We start from the raw sequence: 11,915 nt of genomic DNA, 5'->3' as shown, positions 1-11,915 counted from the left end.
ACCGACGCGGGGTGGAGCAGCTCGGTAGCTCGCTGGGCTCATAACCCAGAGGTCGCAGGTTCAAATCCTGTCCCCGCTACTGAAGACGAAGGCCCGGATCCAATGGGATCCGGGCCTTCGTCGTGTCCGGAGCGGAGTCCGGAGTGGCGTGCGGGGGGCCGTGAGGGGGGACACGGGGGACACGGGGTCACTGGGGCGGGTGAGTTGGGGTAGGAGCGTGTTTGACTTGTCTCTCTGTGGGCATGTCGACAAAACGCTGTAGTGACCTCACTGGCTGCGACATACCAGGTGTACGCGGGTAGCAGGTGATGCGACGATGGGATTTATGGGGGACAGGTCAACTCTGCTGGAGACAGGGCGGTTTGTGAGGGCGGAGACCGAGTCGGTCACGGAAGCCGGTGGGGCGGCTCAGGTCGTTAACGCGCACAACGCACTGACCGATGCGGCGTTCGCGGAAGAAGCGTTCGGAGAGGCCGAAGGGGCCACCGACGCCGAGCTCGAGGCACGCCACCGGGTGGCGGCCGACAAGGGCGACCCCGGAGCCATGAGCGTGCTCGGGGCCCTCCTGCTGCGCCGCGGCGACCTGGCCGGGGCGGAACCCTACCTGCGCGGCGCCACCGGGGAAGGGGACCGCGCCGCCGCGAACAACCTCGGAGTCCTCCTGCACCAGCGCGGCCACCCCGACGAGGCCGCCGGCTGGTGGCGCGTCGCCGCCGTCGCCGGATCCGCCCCCGCCGCGCACGCCCTGGGCCGCCACTACCGCGAGCGCGGGGACGAGCCCGCCGCCGAGTACTGGATGCGCCAGGCGGCGGAGTCCGGCCACGCCCTGGGCGCGTACGGGCTGGCCGACCTCCTCGAACACCGCGGGGACAAGGGAGTGGAGCGCTGGTTCCGGGCCGCCGCCGAGCAGGGGCACCGCGAAGCGGCGTACCGGCTGGCGCGCCACCTGCGCAAGGGCGACCCCAAGGAGGCCGAGCAGTGGTACCGCCAGGCCGCCGCGCGCGGCCACCGGCGGGCCGGCCTGCACCTGGGCGCCCTGCTGGAGGCGCGGGGCGAGCTGAAGGAGGCCGGCCGCTGGTACCTGAGCTCGGCGAAGCAGGGCGAGGCCCGGGCGGCCTGCGCCCTCGGCTTCCTGCTGCGCGACGCCGGGGACGAGGAGAACGCGGCGACCTGGTGGCTCCGGGCCGCACAGGACGGCGACGGCAACGCCGCGAACGCGCTGGGCGCGCTGCACGCCGCGCGGGGGGAGACCCAGACCGCGGAGCGCTGGTACCGGGCCGCCATGGACGCCGGCGACCAGAACGGGGCGTACAACCTCGCCCTGCTGTGCGCCGCGCAGGAGCGGACCGCGCAGGCCGAGCAGTGGTACCGCCGGGCCGCCTACGCCGGGCACCGGGAGGCGGCCAACGCGCTCGCGATCCTGCTGCTCCAGGGCGGGGACGCGGCCGGGGCCGAGCCCTGGTTCTCGAAGGCGGCCGAGGCCGGCAGCGTGGACGCGGCCTTCAACCTCGGGATCCTCTTCGCGAGCCGGGACGAGGACCGCACCGCGCTGAAGTGGTACGAGCGGGCCGCCGCGGCCGGGCACACCGACGCGGCGCTCCAGGTCGGGATCGCCCTGGTGCGGGACGGCGCCGAGCGGGCCGCCGAGCGGCACCTGCGCTGCGCGGCGGGCGGCGGCAGTGCCGAGGCGGCCTTCCGGCTGGCCTCGCTGCTGGAGTCGCTGGCCCCGCCGCCGGAGCCGGTGGCCCTCGGCGAGCCGGCGGGCGGAGCCGCGCGCACCGAGAGCGAGGAGTGGTACGAGCGGGCCGCCGAGCAGGGCCACCGCCGGGCACAGGTGCGCGTCGGAATGCTGGCCGCCGCCCGGGGCGACCTGGCGGTGGCTGCCCGGTGGTACCGGGAGGCGGCCGAGGCCGGCTCCCGCAACGGCGCCTTCAACCTCGGGCTGCTGCTGGCGCGCGAGGGCAACGAGCCGGAGGCCGCCCTGTGGTGGACCCGCGCCGCGGTGGCCGGCCACGGCCGGGCCGCGCTGCGGCTGGGGCTGCTCGCCGCCCGCCACGGGGACCTCGCCGAGGGGCAGAAGTGGTGCGTCCGGGCCATGGAGCTGGGCCCGGCGGAGGTCTCGGAGCGGGCGGCCCGGCTGCGCGACGCGCTGGCCGAGGAACTCTCCGCCTGACCCGGGCCCGGTCCGGGCTCCCGGGGAGCCCGTTAACGGATTTGCATCTGCCGTCGGCCTCCCCGTACAGTGGGGTTTACCGACGCGGGGTGGAGCAGCTCGGTAGCTCGCTGGGCTCATAACCCAGAGGTCGCAGGTTCAAATCCTGTCCCCGCTACTGAAGGCCCGAGGCCCGGATCCCATGGATCCGGGCCTCGAGTCGTTTCCGGATGCCAAGCGGCAAAAAATGACGGCCGGGGGTTCCGCCCCCGGCCCGTCCTCGCGTTCCCGCCCGGTCGCGCGGCTACGCGCCCGCGCAGTTCGGGCACACCCCGCGGTACGTCACCTCGACCGCCGAGACCACGAAGCCGAAGCGCTCGCCGGCCGGCAGGTCGGCCAGCGGGTCGCCCGCCGGGTGGACGTCGCGGATCGCGCCGCACTGGGCGCAGACCAGGTGCTGGTGGGGGCGGTGGGCGTTCGGGTCGTACCTCTTGGCGCGCCGGTCCGTCGACACTTCCAGGACCTCGCCGAGGCTCACGAGCTCGCCCAAGGTGTTGTAGACCGTGGCTCGAGAGATCTCGGGCAGTTTGGTCACGGCGCGCGCGTGCACCTCGTCTGCCGTCAGGTGAACGTGGTCACCGTCGAGCACCTCGGCGACGACACGGCGCTGGGCCGTCATGCGCCAGCCGCGTCCGCGGAGTCGTTCCAGCAGGTCACTCATGGACGCCAGCCTAACAGCGAGGCGATTCGGTGTAGATCCCGAACCGGTGTGGAATTGGATGCTTACTTGACTTAGACAAAGTCCATCGTAGGATCGTGTACGGCAAACACCAAGGACAGGACCAGCAGTAATGACGCAGGAGGCGCACGTGACGCAGGGACCGCTCACCACGGAGGCCGGGGCTCCGGTCGCCGACAACCAGAACAGTGAGGCCGCCGGTATCGGCGGGCCGGTCCTCGTCCAGGACCAGCTGCTGCTGGAGAAGCTCGCCCACTTCAACCGCGAGCGCATCCCGGAGCGCGTGGTGCACGCCCGCGGCGCCGGCGCCTACGGCACCTTCACCCTCACGCGTGACGTCTCCCAGTGGACCCGGGCCAAGTTCCTCTCCGAGGTCGGCAAGGAGACCGAGACCTTCCTGCGCTTCTCCACCGTCGCCGACAGCCTCGGCGGCGCCGACGCCCGCCGTGACCCGCGCGGCTGGGCGCTGAAGTTCTACACCGAAGAGGGCAACTACGACCTCGTCGGCAACAACACCCCGGTCTTCTTCATCCGGGACGCGATCAAGTTCCCCGACTTCATCCACACCCAGAAGCGCGACCCCTACACGGGTTCGCAGGAGCCCGACAACGTCTGGGACTTCTGGGGTCTGTCGCCCGAGTCCACGCACCAGGTGACCTGGCTGTTCGGCGACCGGGGCATACCGGCGTCCTACCGCCACATGAACGGCTACGGCTCGCACACGTTCCAGTGGAACAACGAGGCCGGCGAGGTCTTCTGGGTCAAGTACCACTTCAAGACCGACCAGGGGATCAAGAACCTCACCCAGGCCGAGGCCAACGCCCTCGCCGGTGAGGACCCGGACTCCCACCAGCGCGACCTGCGCGAGTCCATCGAGCGCGGCGACTTCCCGTCCTGGACCGTCCAGGTCCAGATCATGCCGGCGGCCGAGGCGGCGGAGTACCGCTTCAACCCGTTCGACCTCACCAAGGTGTGGCCGCACGAGGACTACCCGCCGATCGAGATCGGCAAGCTGGAGCTCAACCGCAACCCGGAGAACGTCTTCGCCGAGGTCGAGCAGTCCATCTTCAGCCCGGCGCACTTCGTCCCCGGCATCGGTCCCTCCCCGGACAAGATGCTCCAGGGCCGTCTCTTCGCGTACGGCGACGCCCACCGCTACCGGGTCGGCATCAACGCCGACCACCTGCCGGTGAACCGTCCGCACGCCACCGAGGCGCGCACCAACTCCCGCGACGGCTTCCTGTACGACGGCCGTCACAAGGGCGCGAAGAACTACGAGCCCAACAGCTTCGGCGGCCCCTTCCAGACGGACCGCCCGCTGTGGCAGTCCTCCGCCGTCACCGGCGGCACGGGCAACCACGCCACCCCCTCGCACGCCGAGGACAACGACTTCGTCCAGGCGGGCAACCTCTACCGCCTGTACTCCGAGGACGAGAAGACCCGTCTGATCGAGAACCTCTCCGGCTTCATCGCCAAGGTCTCGCGCGACGACATCGCCGAGCGGGCGATCGACAACTTCCGCCAGGCGGACGGTGACTTCGGCAAGCGGCTGGAAGCCGCGGTCCAGGCCCTTCGCGGCTGACTGACCTGCTTGTCGTAGCAGGCCGTCGGGCCGGAACCCCCAGTCGGGGTTCCGGCCCGACGGCCGTTTCGCGTACGGGCGCCGGTCAGGCGGGCACCGTCCGCCGGGCCGGCGCCCAGCAGCGGACGACGTCGCGTACGGACACGATGCCCACCGGGCCGCCGTCCTCCAGCACGATCAGATGGCGGAAGCCGCCGCGGACCATGGCCTCGGCCGCTTCCCGCAGGGTGGCGTCCGGGGTGCAGAAGACCACGTTGTTGGTGGTGTGCGGGCCCACGGACTCCCGGTCGGGATCGTGACCGGCGCCGAGGGAGTTGAGGATGTCGCGCTCGGTCAGGATGCCGATGCCGCTGTGGTCGGGATCGAGGACGACGGCCGCGCCGACGCGCCGGCCGGACATCAGGCAGGCCGCCTGACGGAGGGTGTGCGCGGGTCCGAGGGTGAGGATCACGGTGCTCATGGCGTCGCGGACGAGCATGAAGAGAGCCACCTCCTGGGTGAGTCCCCGCGCTTGGGTGGGTGCTCCGGTGAGGCACTCCTAGAGAAATGCTTCACAAGCGCACAAGCGGGGGGATTCTCAGATTCCCACGGGGGCGGGGGCCCAACAAGGGGGCGCGCTCGGCGCACTCACCCGCGCGCGGAAGGTCAGGCGCGCGGCCGGAGCAGGCCCAGCATCTCCTCGTGGAGCAGGCCGTTGGAGGCCGCGGCGTTCCCGCCGTGCACCCCCTCCGCACCGTCCAGGCTGGTGAAACGCCCGCCCGCCTCCTCGACGACGACCGCGAGGGCGGCCATGTCCCACAGGTTCAGCTCCGGCTCGGCGCACAGGTCCAGCGAGCCCTCCGCGACCATCATGTACGGCCAGAAGTCGCCGTAGCCCCGGGTGCGCCAGCACGCGCGGGTCAGGTCCAGGAAGCCGGGCAGCCGGCCCTGCTCCTCCCAGCCGCTCAGCGAGGAGTAAGCGAAGGAGGCGTCGCCGAGGGTGGAGACCTTCGACACCCCGAGGGGGGTGGTCTCGCCGAGCGCGCCGCCCGCGAAGGCACCCGAACCCTTCGCCGCCCACCAGCGGCGGCCCAGTGCCGGGGCGGAGACCACCCCGACGACCGGCCGGAACACCCCGTCGGCGCCCTCGGTCGTGAGGGAGATCAGCGTCGCCCACACGGGAACCCCGCGCACGTAGTTCTTCGTACCGTCGATCGGGTCGACGACCCAGCGGCGCGGGCCCTCGCCCTTGAGGCCGTACTCCTCGCCCAGGATCGCGTCGGAGGGCCGCGCGGCCAGGATCCCGGCCCGGACGATCTCCTCGGCGGCGGTGTCCGCCTCGCTCACCGGGGTCATGTCGGGCTTCGTCTCGACCGCCAGGTCGAGGGCGCGGAACCGCTCCATCGTGGCCGCGTCGGCCGCGTCGGCGAGTTCGAGGGCGAGGCGCAGGTCATCGTCATACTCGGGCATGCCCGAACAGTATCGACACTCCCGCGGACCGGCGAACGGGTCCCACAGTGCGGCCGGGAGGCGCCCTTGACAGGACCTGGCGCCCCGTCAACTCTGGCGGGAGAGGCCATGGGGGGAGCGACGATGCCGGCAGCCCGGGAGTCCCTGCTGCGAGCGGCCGAAGCCGCCCTGTCCGCGCACCCCTGGCCGGCCGTGCGGATGACCGAGGTCGCGGCCGTCGCCGGGGTGTCCCGGCAGACCCTCTACAACGAGTTCGGCGGCAAGGCCGGCCTCGGCCGCGCCCTGGTGCGCCGCGCCGCCGACCGGTACCTCGACGGCGTGGACCGGGCGCTCGCCCCCGAGGGGTCCCCGGCCCCGGCCGCGGAACGGCTCGCGGCGGTCGCGGAGTGGACCGTACGGGAGGCCAGGGCGCAGCCCCTCGTACGGGCCCTGCTGACGGGATGCTGGGACGGGGCCCTGCCGTCGCCGCCCACGATGGGGTTACGGCCGGGGCAGCCGGCGCTCGGGCCCGCCGAGCTGGTCCGTACCGTCCGGGACCGGGCGGCGGCCGCGCTCGCGCCGGAACCGGCGCAGCGGTGCGAGCTCGTCGTACGGCTCGCCCTCTCCTACGTCCTCGCCCCGGGGGAGGACGACGCCGGCCCGGGGCGGCTGCTGCCGCTCCAGGGGGCCGCGCCCGGTACGCCGCTCAGTGGGCCGAACCGGACAGCTGGAGCCCGATGACCCCCAGGATGACCAGCGAGATCGAGACGAGTTTCAGAGTGGAGACCAGGTCCCCGAGGAAGACCATGCCGTAGATCGCGGTCCCGGCCGCACCGATGCCGGTCCACACCGCGTACGCCGGGCCGACGTCCAGCTTCTTGAGCGCGAGCGTCAGCAGGCCGAAGCTGCCGAGCGCGAAGCAGGCGAAGGCGACCGTCGGCCACAGCCGGGTGAACCCGTGGGACAGCTTGAGGCAGACCGCGAAACCGGTCTCCAGGAGTCCGGCGACCACGACCAGCAGCCACGCCATGGCTTGTGCCTCCCCGCGTCACGTGACGTCCTGTCACTTGGTGCGATGAGCATTTATCCCGATGTGACTGCTGGTAAACCAGTGCCGGCCCCGCCGGACGGGGTCAGTCGCCCTCGCGCCGCTCGCGCGTCTGCAGCAGCCGCCGCAGCGAGTACAGGCGGGCCGGGTCGGCGTGGCCGCCCTCCACCCACGCGTCGAGCGCGCAGTCCGGCTCGTCGTGGCTGCACGCCCGCGGGCACTCCTCCGTCCCAGGCACCAGGTCCGGGAAGGCCAGGATCACCCGGGACGGATCCACGTGGTGCAGGCCGAAGGAACGCACGCCCGGGGTGTCGATGACCCAGCCGTCCCCGGAGGGCAGCGGCAGGGCCAGCGCGGAGGTCGTGGTGTGCCGGCCGCGGCCCGTGACCGCGTTGACGCGGCCGGTGGCGCGCTGGCGGCCCTCGGCGACCAGCGAGTTCACCAGGGTGGTCTTGCCGACGCCCGAATGGCCGACGAAGGCGGTGATCCGGCCGTTCAGGCGCTCGCGCACCCGCTCGGCCGCGTCGCCCGTCGCCAGCTCCTCGCGGTTGGTGACGACGTAGTTCAGGCCGAAGGTGGAGTAGATCTCCAGGATCTTGTCGGCGGACGTCAGGTCGGACTTGGTGAGGACGAGCAGCGGCTCCAGCCCGGCGTCGTACGCGGCCACCAGGCAGCGGTCGATCATCCGGGGCCGGGGCTCCGGATCGGCCAGCGCCGTGACGATGGCCAGCTGGTCGGCATTGGCCACGACCACCCGCTCGTACGGGTCGTCGTCGTCCGCGGTGCGCCGCAGGACGGACCTGCGCTCCTCGATCCGCACGATCCGGGCGAGGGTGTCCTTCTTGCCGGACAGGTCGCCGACGATCCAGACCCGGTCCCCCACCACCGCGGCCTTGCGGCCCAGTTCGCGCGACTTCATCGCGTGCACCGTGCGGTCCTCGACCAGGCAGGTCAGCCTGCCCCGGTCGACGGTGAGGACGAAGCCCTCCGAGGCGTCCTCGTGCTTGGGCCTGATGTTCGTCCGCGGCCGGTTGCCCTTGGGGTTCGGGCGCTGGCGGATGTCGTCCTCGTCGGTGTGCTTGCCGTACCTGCGCATGACGGGCCCTACGCTCCCGCACCCGTTCCGGCGAGCATGTCCGTCCACATCTTCGGGAAGTCCGGCAGGGTCTTCGCGGTCGTCGCCACGTTCTCGATCTCCACACCCTCCACGGCCAGGCCGATCACCGCGCCGGCGGTCGCCATCCGGTGGTCGTCGTAGGTGTGGAAGACGCCGCCGCGCAGCGGACGCGGACGGATGTGCAGGCCGTCGGCGGTCTCGGTGACGTCGCCGCCGAGACCGTTGATCTCGGCCGTCAGGGCCGCCAGCCGGTCCGTCTCGTGCAGGCGCAGGTGCGAGACGCCGCGCAGGACCGACTCGGAGTCGGCCAGCGCCGCGACCGCCGCGATGCCGGGGGTCAGCTCGCCGACCTCGGACAGGTCCACGTCGATGCCGTGGATCTTCCCGGTGCCCGTGAAGACCAGGCCCTCGTCGGTCAGCTCGCAGGAACCGCCCATCTCCGTGAAGATCCGGCGCAGCGCGTCACCGGGCTGGGTGGTGCGGCGCGGCCAGTCGGGGATGGTGACCGTGCCGCCGGTGATCAGGGCCGCGGCCATGAACGGCTGGGCGTTGGACAGGTCGGGCTCCACGACCATGTCGCGGCCGAGCAGTGCGCAGGGCGCGACCCGCCACACGTTCTTCTCGCCCCCGGACTCGGGGGTGTCGACCTGGGCGCCGGCGGCGCGCAGCATCTCGACCGTCATCCGGATGTGCGGCATCGACGGCAGGGTCGCACCGGTGTGCCGGACCTCGACGCCCTGGTTGAAGCGCGGGGCGGACAGCAGCAGCGCGGAGACGAACTGGGAGGAGTTGGACGCGTCGATCTCGACCGTGCCGCCCTCCAGCGCCCCGCCGCCCTGGACGGTCAGGGGCAGCGCGCCCCGGCCGTCGTCGTCGATGCGGGCGCCGAGGGCGCGCAGGGCGTTGATGACCTCGCCGAGGGGGCGCTCGTAGGAGCGCGGGTCGCCGTCGAAGCGGATGTCACCGGTGGCCAGGGTGGCGACGGGCGGCAGGAAGCGCATGACCGTGCCCGCGTTGCCGACGTCGACGGTGGCCGGGCCGTGCAGGCCGGCCGGGATGATCCGCCAGGCCTCGCCGCTGTCCCCGTCGGCCGAGCTGGAGGCGACGGTCTCCTCGATGCCGACGCCCAGCGCGCGCAGCGCGTCCGACATCAGCTGGGAGTCGCGCGAGCGCAGCGGACGGCGCACCCAGCCCGGCTCGGCGGCGAGCGCGGCGAGGACGAGGGCGCGGTTGGTGACCGATTTGGAGCCCGGCACGGTGACGGTGGCGTGGACGGCCCCGTCCGCGAGGGGAGCGGGCCAGAGGGTGTGGAGCGCGGGGGTCTCGGTCATGGCCTCCACTTTAGTGGCTTCCTCCGGACCCAGATCTTGATCGCGGTCCCGTCTCAGGCGCCGAGGAGCCAGCGCCCGCCGCCGAAGAGCGCGCAGAGCGCGACCACGTGGAAGAACAGGAGCCAGACGACCGGGTGCACGTGCGTGAGCCGCCCCAGCTGGTCCGCGTCCGAATCCGGCGCCCCGCCGTGCCGCCGCTTCGCCTGGAGTTCGAAGACCGGCCGGACGCCGCCCAGCAGCAGGAACCACACCACCGCGTACGCGAACAGGGCCTGCACCTCGGCCGGGGCGAGCCAGGACACCAGGACGAACGCGGCGCCGGTCAGCACCACCGTCAGCACCCCGTACGCGTTGCGGACCATCACCAGCATCAGGACCAGCAGCGCGCTCGCCGCCCACAGCAGCAGGGTGATCCGGTGCGCCGACAGCAGGGCGGCCCCGCCCAGGCCGAGGAGGGACGGCGCGGTGTACCCGGCGGCGGCGGTCAGGATCATGCCGAGCCCGTAGGGCTTGCCGCGGCTGACGGTGAGCCCGCTGGTGTCGGAGTGCAGCGTGATCCCGTCGAGGCGGCGCCCGCACAGCAGGGCGAGCAGTCCGTGGCCGCCCTCGTGCGCGATGGTGATCGCGTTGCGGGCCGGCCGCCACAGCGGGCGGGCCGCGACCACGGCCAGTGCGGCCAGGCCCGTGGCGGCCACCAGCCACAGGTCGGGCTCCGGCTGTATCCCGGTGAGCCGGTCCCAGAGGCCGGCCGCAGTGATGCTGTCCATGGGTTGGCGGACTCCTTGCGGTGGTGTGCGGGTGCCATGGCAGTGTGTCAGCCATGTGCGGAAGGTTTGCGGCGAGTCGTACGCCCGAGGAACTGGCGGGGATATTCGGCATCGAGAGGTGGGAGCCGCGGGAGACGCTGGCCCCCGACTGGAACGTGGCTCCGACCAAGGAGGTCCACGTCGTCCTCGACCGTCCCCTCAAAGACGCGCCGGACCCCCGTCCGGTTCGCCAGCTGAGGACGCTGAGGTGGGGGCTCGTGCCGTCCTGGGCGAAGAGCCCCGAGGGCGCCGCCCGGATGATCAACGCGCGGTCCGAGACCCTGCACGAGAAGCCGTCCTTCCGCCGGCCCTTCGCGCAGCGCCGCTGCATCGTCCCCGCCGACGGCTACTACGAGTGGGTCACCGCCCACGACGAACGGCAGCTGGAGGTGGAGGGGAAGAAGAAGCGGGCCCGCAAGCAGCCCTACTTCGTGCTCCCCACCGACGGCTCCGTCTTCGCCATGGCCGGCCTCTACGAGTTCTGGCGCGACCGGACCCTGCCCGACGAGCACCCGCTGGCCTGGTGGGTGACCTGCTCGGTGATCACCGCCGAGGCCGAGACCGCGCCGCTGGGCGCGGGCCCGGCCGAGGGGCCGAAGTCCCTGTCCGACATCCACCCCCGGATGCCGCTCATGCTCACCCCGGACCGCTGGGACGCCTGGCTGGACCCGGCCCGCACCGACGAGACCGAACTGCGGGACCTGCTGGCGCCGCCGCCGGGCGGCCTGATGCGCGCCTACCCGGTGTCCACCGCCGTGAGCAACGTGCGCAACAACGGGCCGGAGCTGCTGGGCGAGCTCGCCGCGCCGGAAGAGGGCACGCTCTTCTGAACCGACCCGCGCCCGTGAACCGGTACGCGCCCGTGAACCGGCACGGCACGCCCCCGTGAACCGGAACGGTCGCCCTGACCGGGCATGATCGCCCCATGACAGCGCAGCGAGCCGTGACCACCGAGAGCGTCGACACCCCGGCGGGCGAGGCCCGCGTCACCTGGCACCGCGCCCGCGCGGCGCGGCTCGTCCTCGCCGTGAGCCACGGCGCCGGGGGCGGGATCGAGGCCCGGGACCTCCAGGCCCTGGCCGCGGCCCTGCCGCCGCAGGGGGTCACCGTCGCCCTCGTGGAGCAGCCCTGGCGGGTCGCCGGGAAGAAGGTCGCCGCCGCGCCCAAGGTGCTGGACGAGGGCTGGCGGGGCCTGTGGCCCGCCCTGGCGCGGCCCGGGCTGCCGGTGGTCGCGGGCGGGCGCAGCGCCGGGGCCCGGGTGGCCTGCCGGACGGCCGACGCGTTGGGGGCGGCCGGGGTGCTCGCGCTGGCCTTCCCGCTGCACCCGCCGGGCCGGCCCGAGAAGTCCCGGGCGGCGGAGCTGCTGGGCGCCGGGCGGCCCGTCCTCGTGCTCCAGGGCGGCCGGGACCCCTTCGGGCGGCCCGAGGAGTTCCCCGAGCCGGCCGGGCCGGACCCGTACGAGCTGGTCGAGGTGCCGTACGGGGACCACGGCTTCGCGGTGCCGAAGAAGGCCGGCCCGACGCAGGAGGAGACCCTCGCGGTGATCACCGGCGCGGTGGCCCCGTGGCTCGCCCGGCTCAGCGGGTGAGGACGACCTGACACATTTTCGGGTGATCCCGCTCACCCGCCTCCCGCCGCCGCCCGGAACGGCCCGCGACGGCGTGCGGAGCCCGGGAATGCGGGGCCCCGGGGCCCTGTTGTGCGGAGTGTCG

General features: G+C 73.1%; 12 protein-coding genes and 2 tRNA genes. 7 read left to right on the top strand and 7 right to left on the bottom strand.

The window, feature by feature from the left end; all coding sequences use genetic code 11:
- Positions 1-5: 5 nt before the first annotated feature.
- The 3 genes from ABZZ17_RS11400 to ABZZ17_RS11390 all read left to right on the top strand — a co-directional run bounded on the left by ABZZ17_RS11400 (position 6) and on the right by ABZZ17_RS11390 (position 2,330).
- A tRNA-Met gene (locus ABZZ17_RS11400) sits at positions 6-79 on the top strand.
- A 237-nt stretch (positions 80-316) separates the two neighbouring features.
- Positions 317-2,173 carry a tetratricopeptide repeat protein gene (locus ABZZ17_RS11395; RefSeq protein WP_356874504.1) on the top strand — a complete coding sequence of 619 codons (1,857 nt, stop codon included), beginning with the start codon at positions 317-319 and terminating at the stop codon, positions 2,171-2,173.
- Between the two features lie 83 nt (positions 2,174-2,256).
- Positions 2,257-2,330, top strand: a tRNA-Met gene (locus ABZZ17_RS11390).
- A gap of 126 nt (positions 2,331-2,456) precedes the next feature.
- Here the strand turns inward: ABZZ17_RS11390 and ABZZ17_RS11385 are convergent.
- Entirely contained in the window at positions 2,457-2,873 is a 417-nt protein-coding gene (locus ABZZ17_RS11385) for a Fur family transcriptional regulator (protein WP_356874502.1), read from the bottom strand.
- Positions 2,874-3,003: 130 nt separating this feature from the next.
- On the opposite strand from ABZZ17_RS11385, the gene ABZZ17_RS11380 reads away from it, so the two are divergent.
- Positions 3,004-4,473: a catalase gene (locus ABZZ17_RS11380; protein ID WP_356874500.1), complete on the top strand. Its 1,470-nt coding sequence runs from the start codon at positions 3,004-3,006 to the stop codon at positions 4,471-4,473.
- 85 nt (positions 4,474-4,558) lie between these two features.
- Here ABZZ17_RS11380 and ABZZ17_RS11375 read toward each other — a convergent pair whose 3' ends face one another.
- Together ABZZ17_RS11375 and hisN are read right to left on the bottom strand one after the other, a co-directional pair.
- Entirely contained in the window at positions 4,559-4,951 is a 393-nt protein-coding gene (locus tag ABZZ17_RS11375; protein WP_356874498.1) for a CBS domain-containing protein, read from the bottom strand.
- A 167-nt stretch (positions 4,952-5,118) separates the two neighbouring features.
- Positions 5,119-5,922 (bottom strand): histidinol-phosphatase, encoded by an 804-nt coding sequence (gene hisN, locus ABZZ17_RS11370; RefSeq protein ID WP_356874496.1) that lies wholly within the window; start codon positions 5,920-5,922, stop codon positions 5,119-5,121.
- 123 nt (positions 5,923-6,045) lie between these two features.
- On the opposite strand from hisN, the gene ABZZ17_RS11365 reads away from it, so the two are divergent.
- Complete coding sequence (locus ABZZ17_RS11365) at positions 6,046-6,642, top strand: TetR/AcrR family transcriptional regulator (protein WP_356874494.1); 597 nt, start codon at positions 6,046-6,048, stop codon at positions 6,640-6,642.
- On the opposite strand, the gene ABZZ17_RS11360 is transcribed toward ABZZ17_RS11365, so the two are convergent.
- The 4 genes from ABZZ17_RS11360 to ABZZ17_RS11345 all read right to left on the bottom strand — a co-directional run bounded on the left by ABZZ17_RS11360 (position 6,608) and on the right by ABZZ17_RS11345 (position 10,164).
- A complete protein-coding gene (locus tag ABZZ17_RS11360; RefSeq protein WP_030011402.1) occupies positions 6,608-6,931 on the bottom strand; it encodes a multidrug efflux SMR transporter in 324 nt (107 codons plus the stop codon). The genes ABZZ17_RS11365 and ABZZ17_RS11360 overlap by 35 nt on opposite strands.
- A gap of 103 nt (positions 6,932-7,034) precedes the next feature.
- A complete protein-coding gene (gene rsgA / locus ABZZ17_RS11355) occupies positions 7,035-8,045 on the bottom strand; it encodes a ribosome small subunit-dependent GTPase A (protein WP_356874492.1) in 1,011 nt (336 codons plus the stop codon).
- Positions 8,046-8,053: 8 nt separating this feature from the next.
- Positions 8,054-9,397 carry a 3-phosphoshikimate 1-carboxyvinyltransferase gene (gene aroA / locus ABZZ17_RS11350; protein WP_356874490.1) on the bottom strand — a complete coding sequence of 448 codons (1,344 nt, stop codon included), beginning with the start codon at positions 9,395-9,397 and terminating at the stop codon, positions 8,054-8,056.
- 53 nt (positions 9,398-9,450) lie between these two features.
- Positions 9,451-10,164, bottom strand: a complete 714-nt coding sequence (locus ABZZ17_RS11345; protein WP_356874488.1) for a M50 family metallopeptidase — start codon at positions 10,162-10,164, stop codon at positions 9,451-9,453.
- 53 nt (positions 10,165-10,217) lie between these two features.
- Between ABZZ17_RS11345 and ABZZ17_RS11340 the strand changes: the two genes are divergently transcribed.
- Positions 10,218-11,033, top strand: coding sequence for an SOS response-associated peptidase (locus ABZZ17_RS11340; protein WP_356874486.1), 816 nt, complete (start codon positions 10,218-10,220; stop codon positions 11,031-11,033).
- Between the two features lie 95 nt (positions 11,034-11,128).
- A complete protein-coding gene (locus ABZZ17_RS11335; RefSeq protein WP_356874484.1) occupies positions 11,129-11,791 on the top strand; it encodes an alpha/beta family hydrolase in 663 nt (220 codons plus the stop codon).
- Positions 11,792-11,915: the final 124 nt, after the last annotated feature.

This window comes from Streptomyces sp. NPDC006512 (assembly GCF_040611935.1).
In the GTDB taxonomy this organism is placed as follows: Bacteria; Actinomycetota; Actinomycetes; order Streptomycetales; family Streptomycetaceae; genus Streptomyces.
Note: the sequence above shows the minus strand (reverse complement) of the source record. Positions and strands in the feature narration are given on the sequence as shown.

Bases quoted from the DNA above. Each gene is read 5' to 3' on its own strand.
- ABZZ17_RS11340 (WP_356874486.1), top strand. From the start codon at position 10,218: ATGTGCGGAAGGTTTGCGGCGAGTCGTACGCCCGAGGAACTGGCGGGG.
- ABZZ17_RS11360 (WP_030011402.1), bottom strand. From the start codon at position 6,931: ATGGCGTGGCTGCTGGTCGTGGTCGCCGGACTCCTGGAGACCGGTTTC.
- ABZZ17_RS11345 (WP_356874488.1), bottom strand. From the start codon at position 10,164: ATGGACAGCATCACTGCGGCCGGCCTCTGGGACCGGCTCACCGGGATA.
- ABZZ17_RS11375 (WP_356874498.1), bottom strand. From the start codon at position 4,951: ATGCTCGTCCGCGACGCCATGAGCACCGTGATCCTCACCCTCGGACCC.
- ABZZ17_RS11365 (WP_356874494.1), top strand. From the start codon at position 6,046: ATGCCGGCAGCCCGGGAGTCCCTGCTGCGAGCGGCCGAAGCCGCCCTG.
- aroA (WP_356874490.1), bottom strand. From the start codon at position 9,397: ATGACCGAGACCCCCGCGCTCCACACCCTCTGGCCCGCTCCCCTCGCG.
- ABZZ17_RS11395 (WP_356874504.1), top strand. From the start codon at position 317: ATGGGATTTATGGGGGACAGGTCAACTCTGCTGGAGACAGGGCGGTTT.
- rsgA (WP_356874492.1), bottom strand. From the start codon at position 8,045: ATGCGCAGGTACGGCAAGCACACCGACGAGGACGACATCCGCCAGCGC.
- ABZZ17_RS11380 (WP_356874500.1), top strand. From the start codon at position 3,004: ATGACGCAGGAGGCGCACGTGACGCAGGGACCGCTCACCACGGAGGCC.
- ABZZ17_RS11335 (WP_356874484.1), top strand. From the start codon at position 11,129: ATGACAGCGCAGCGAGCCGTGACCACCGAGAGCGTCGACACCCCGGCG.
- ABZZ17_RS11385 (WP_356874502.1), bottom strand. From the start codon at position 2,873: ATGAGTGACCTGCTGGAACGACTCCGCGGACGCGGCTGGCGCATGACG.
- hisN (WP_356874496.1), bottom strand. From the start codon at position 5,922: ATGCCCGAGTATGACGATGACCTGCGCCTCGCCCTCGAACTCGCCGAC.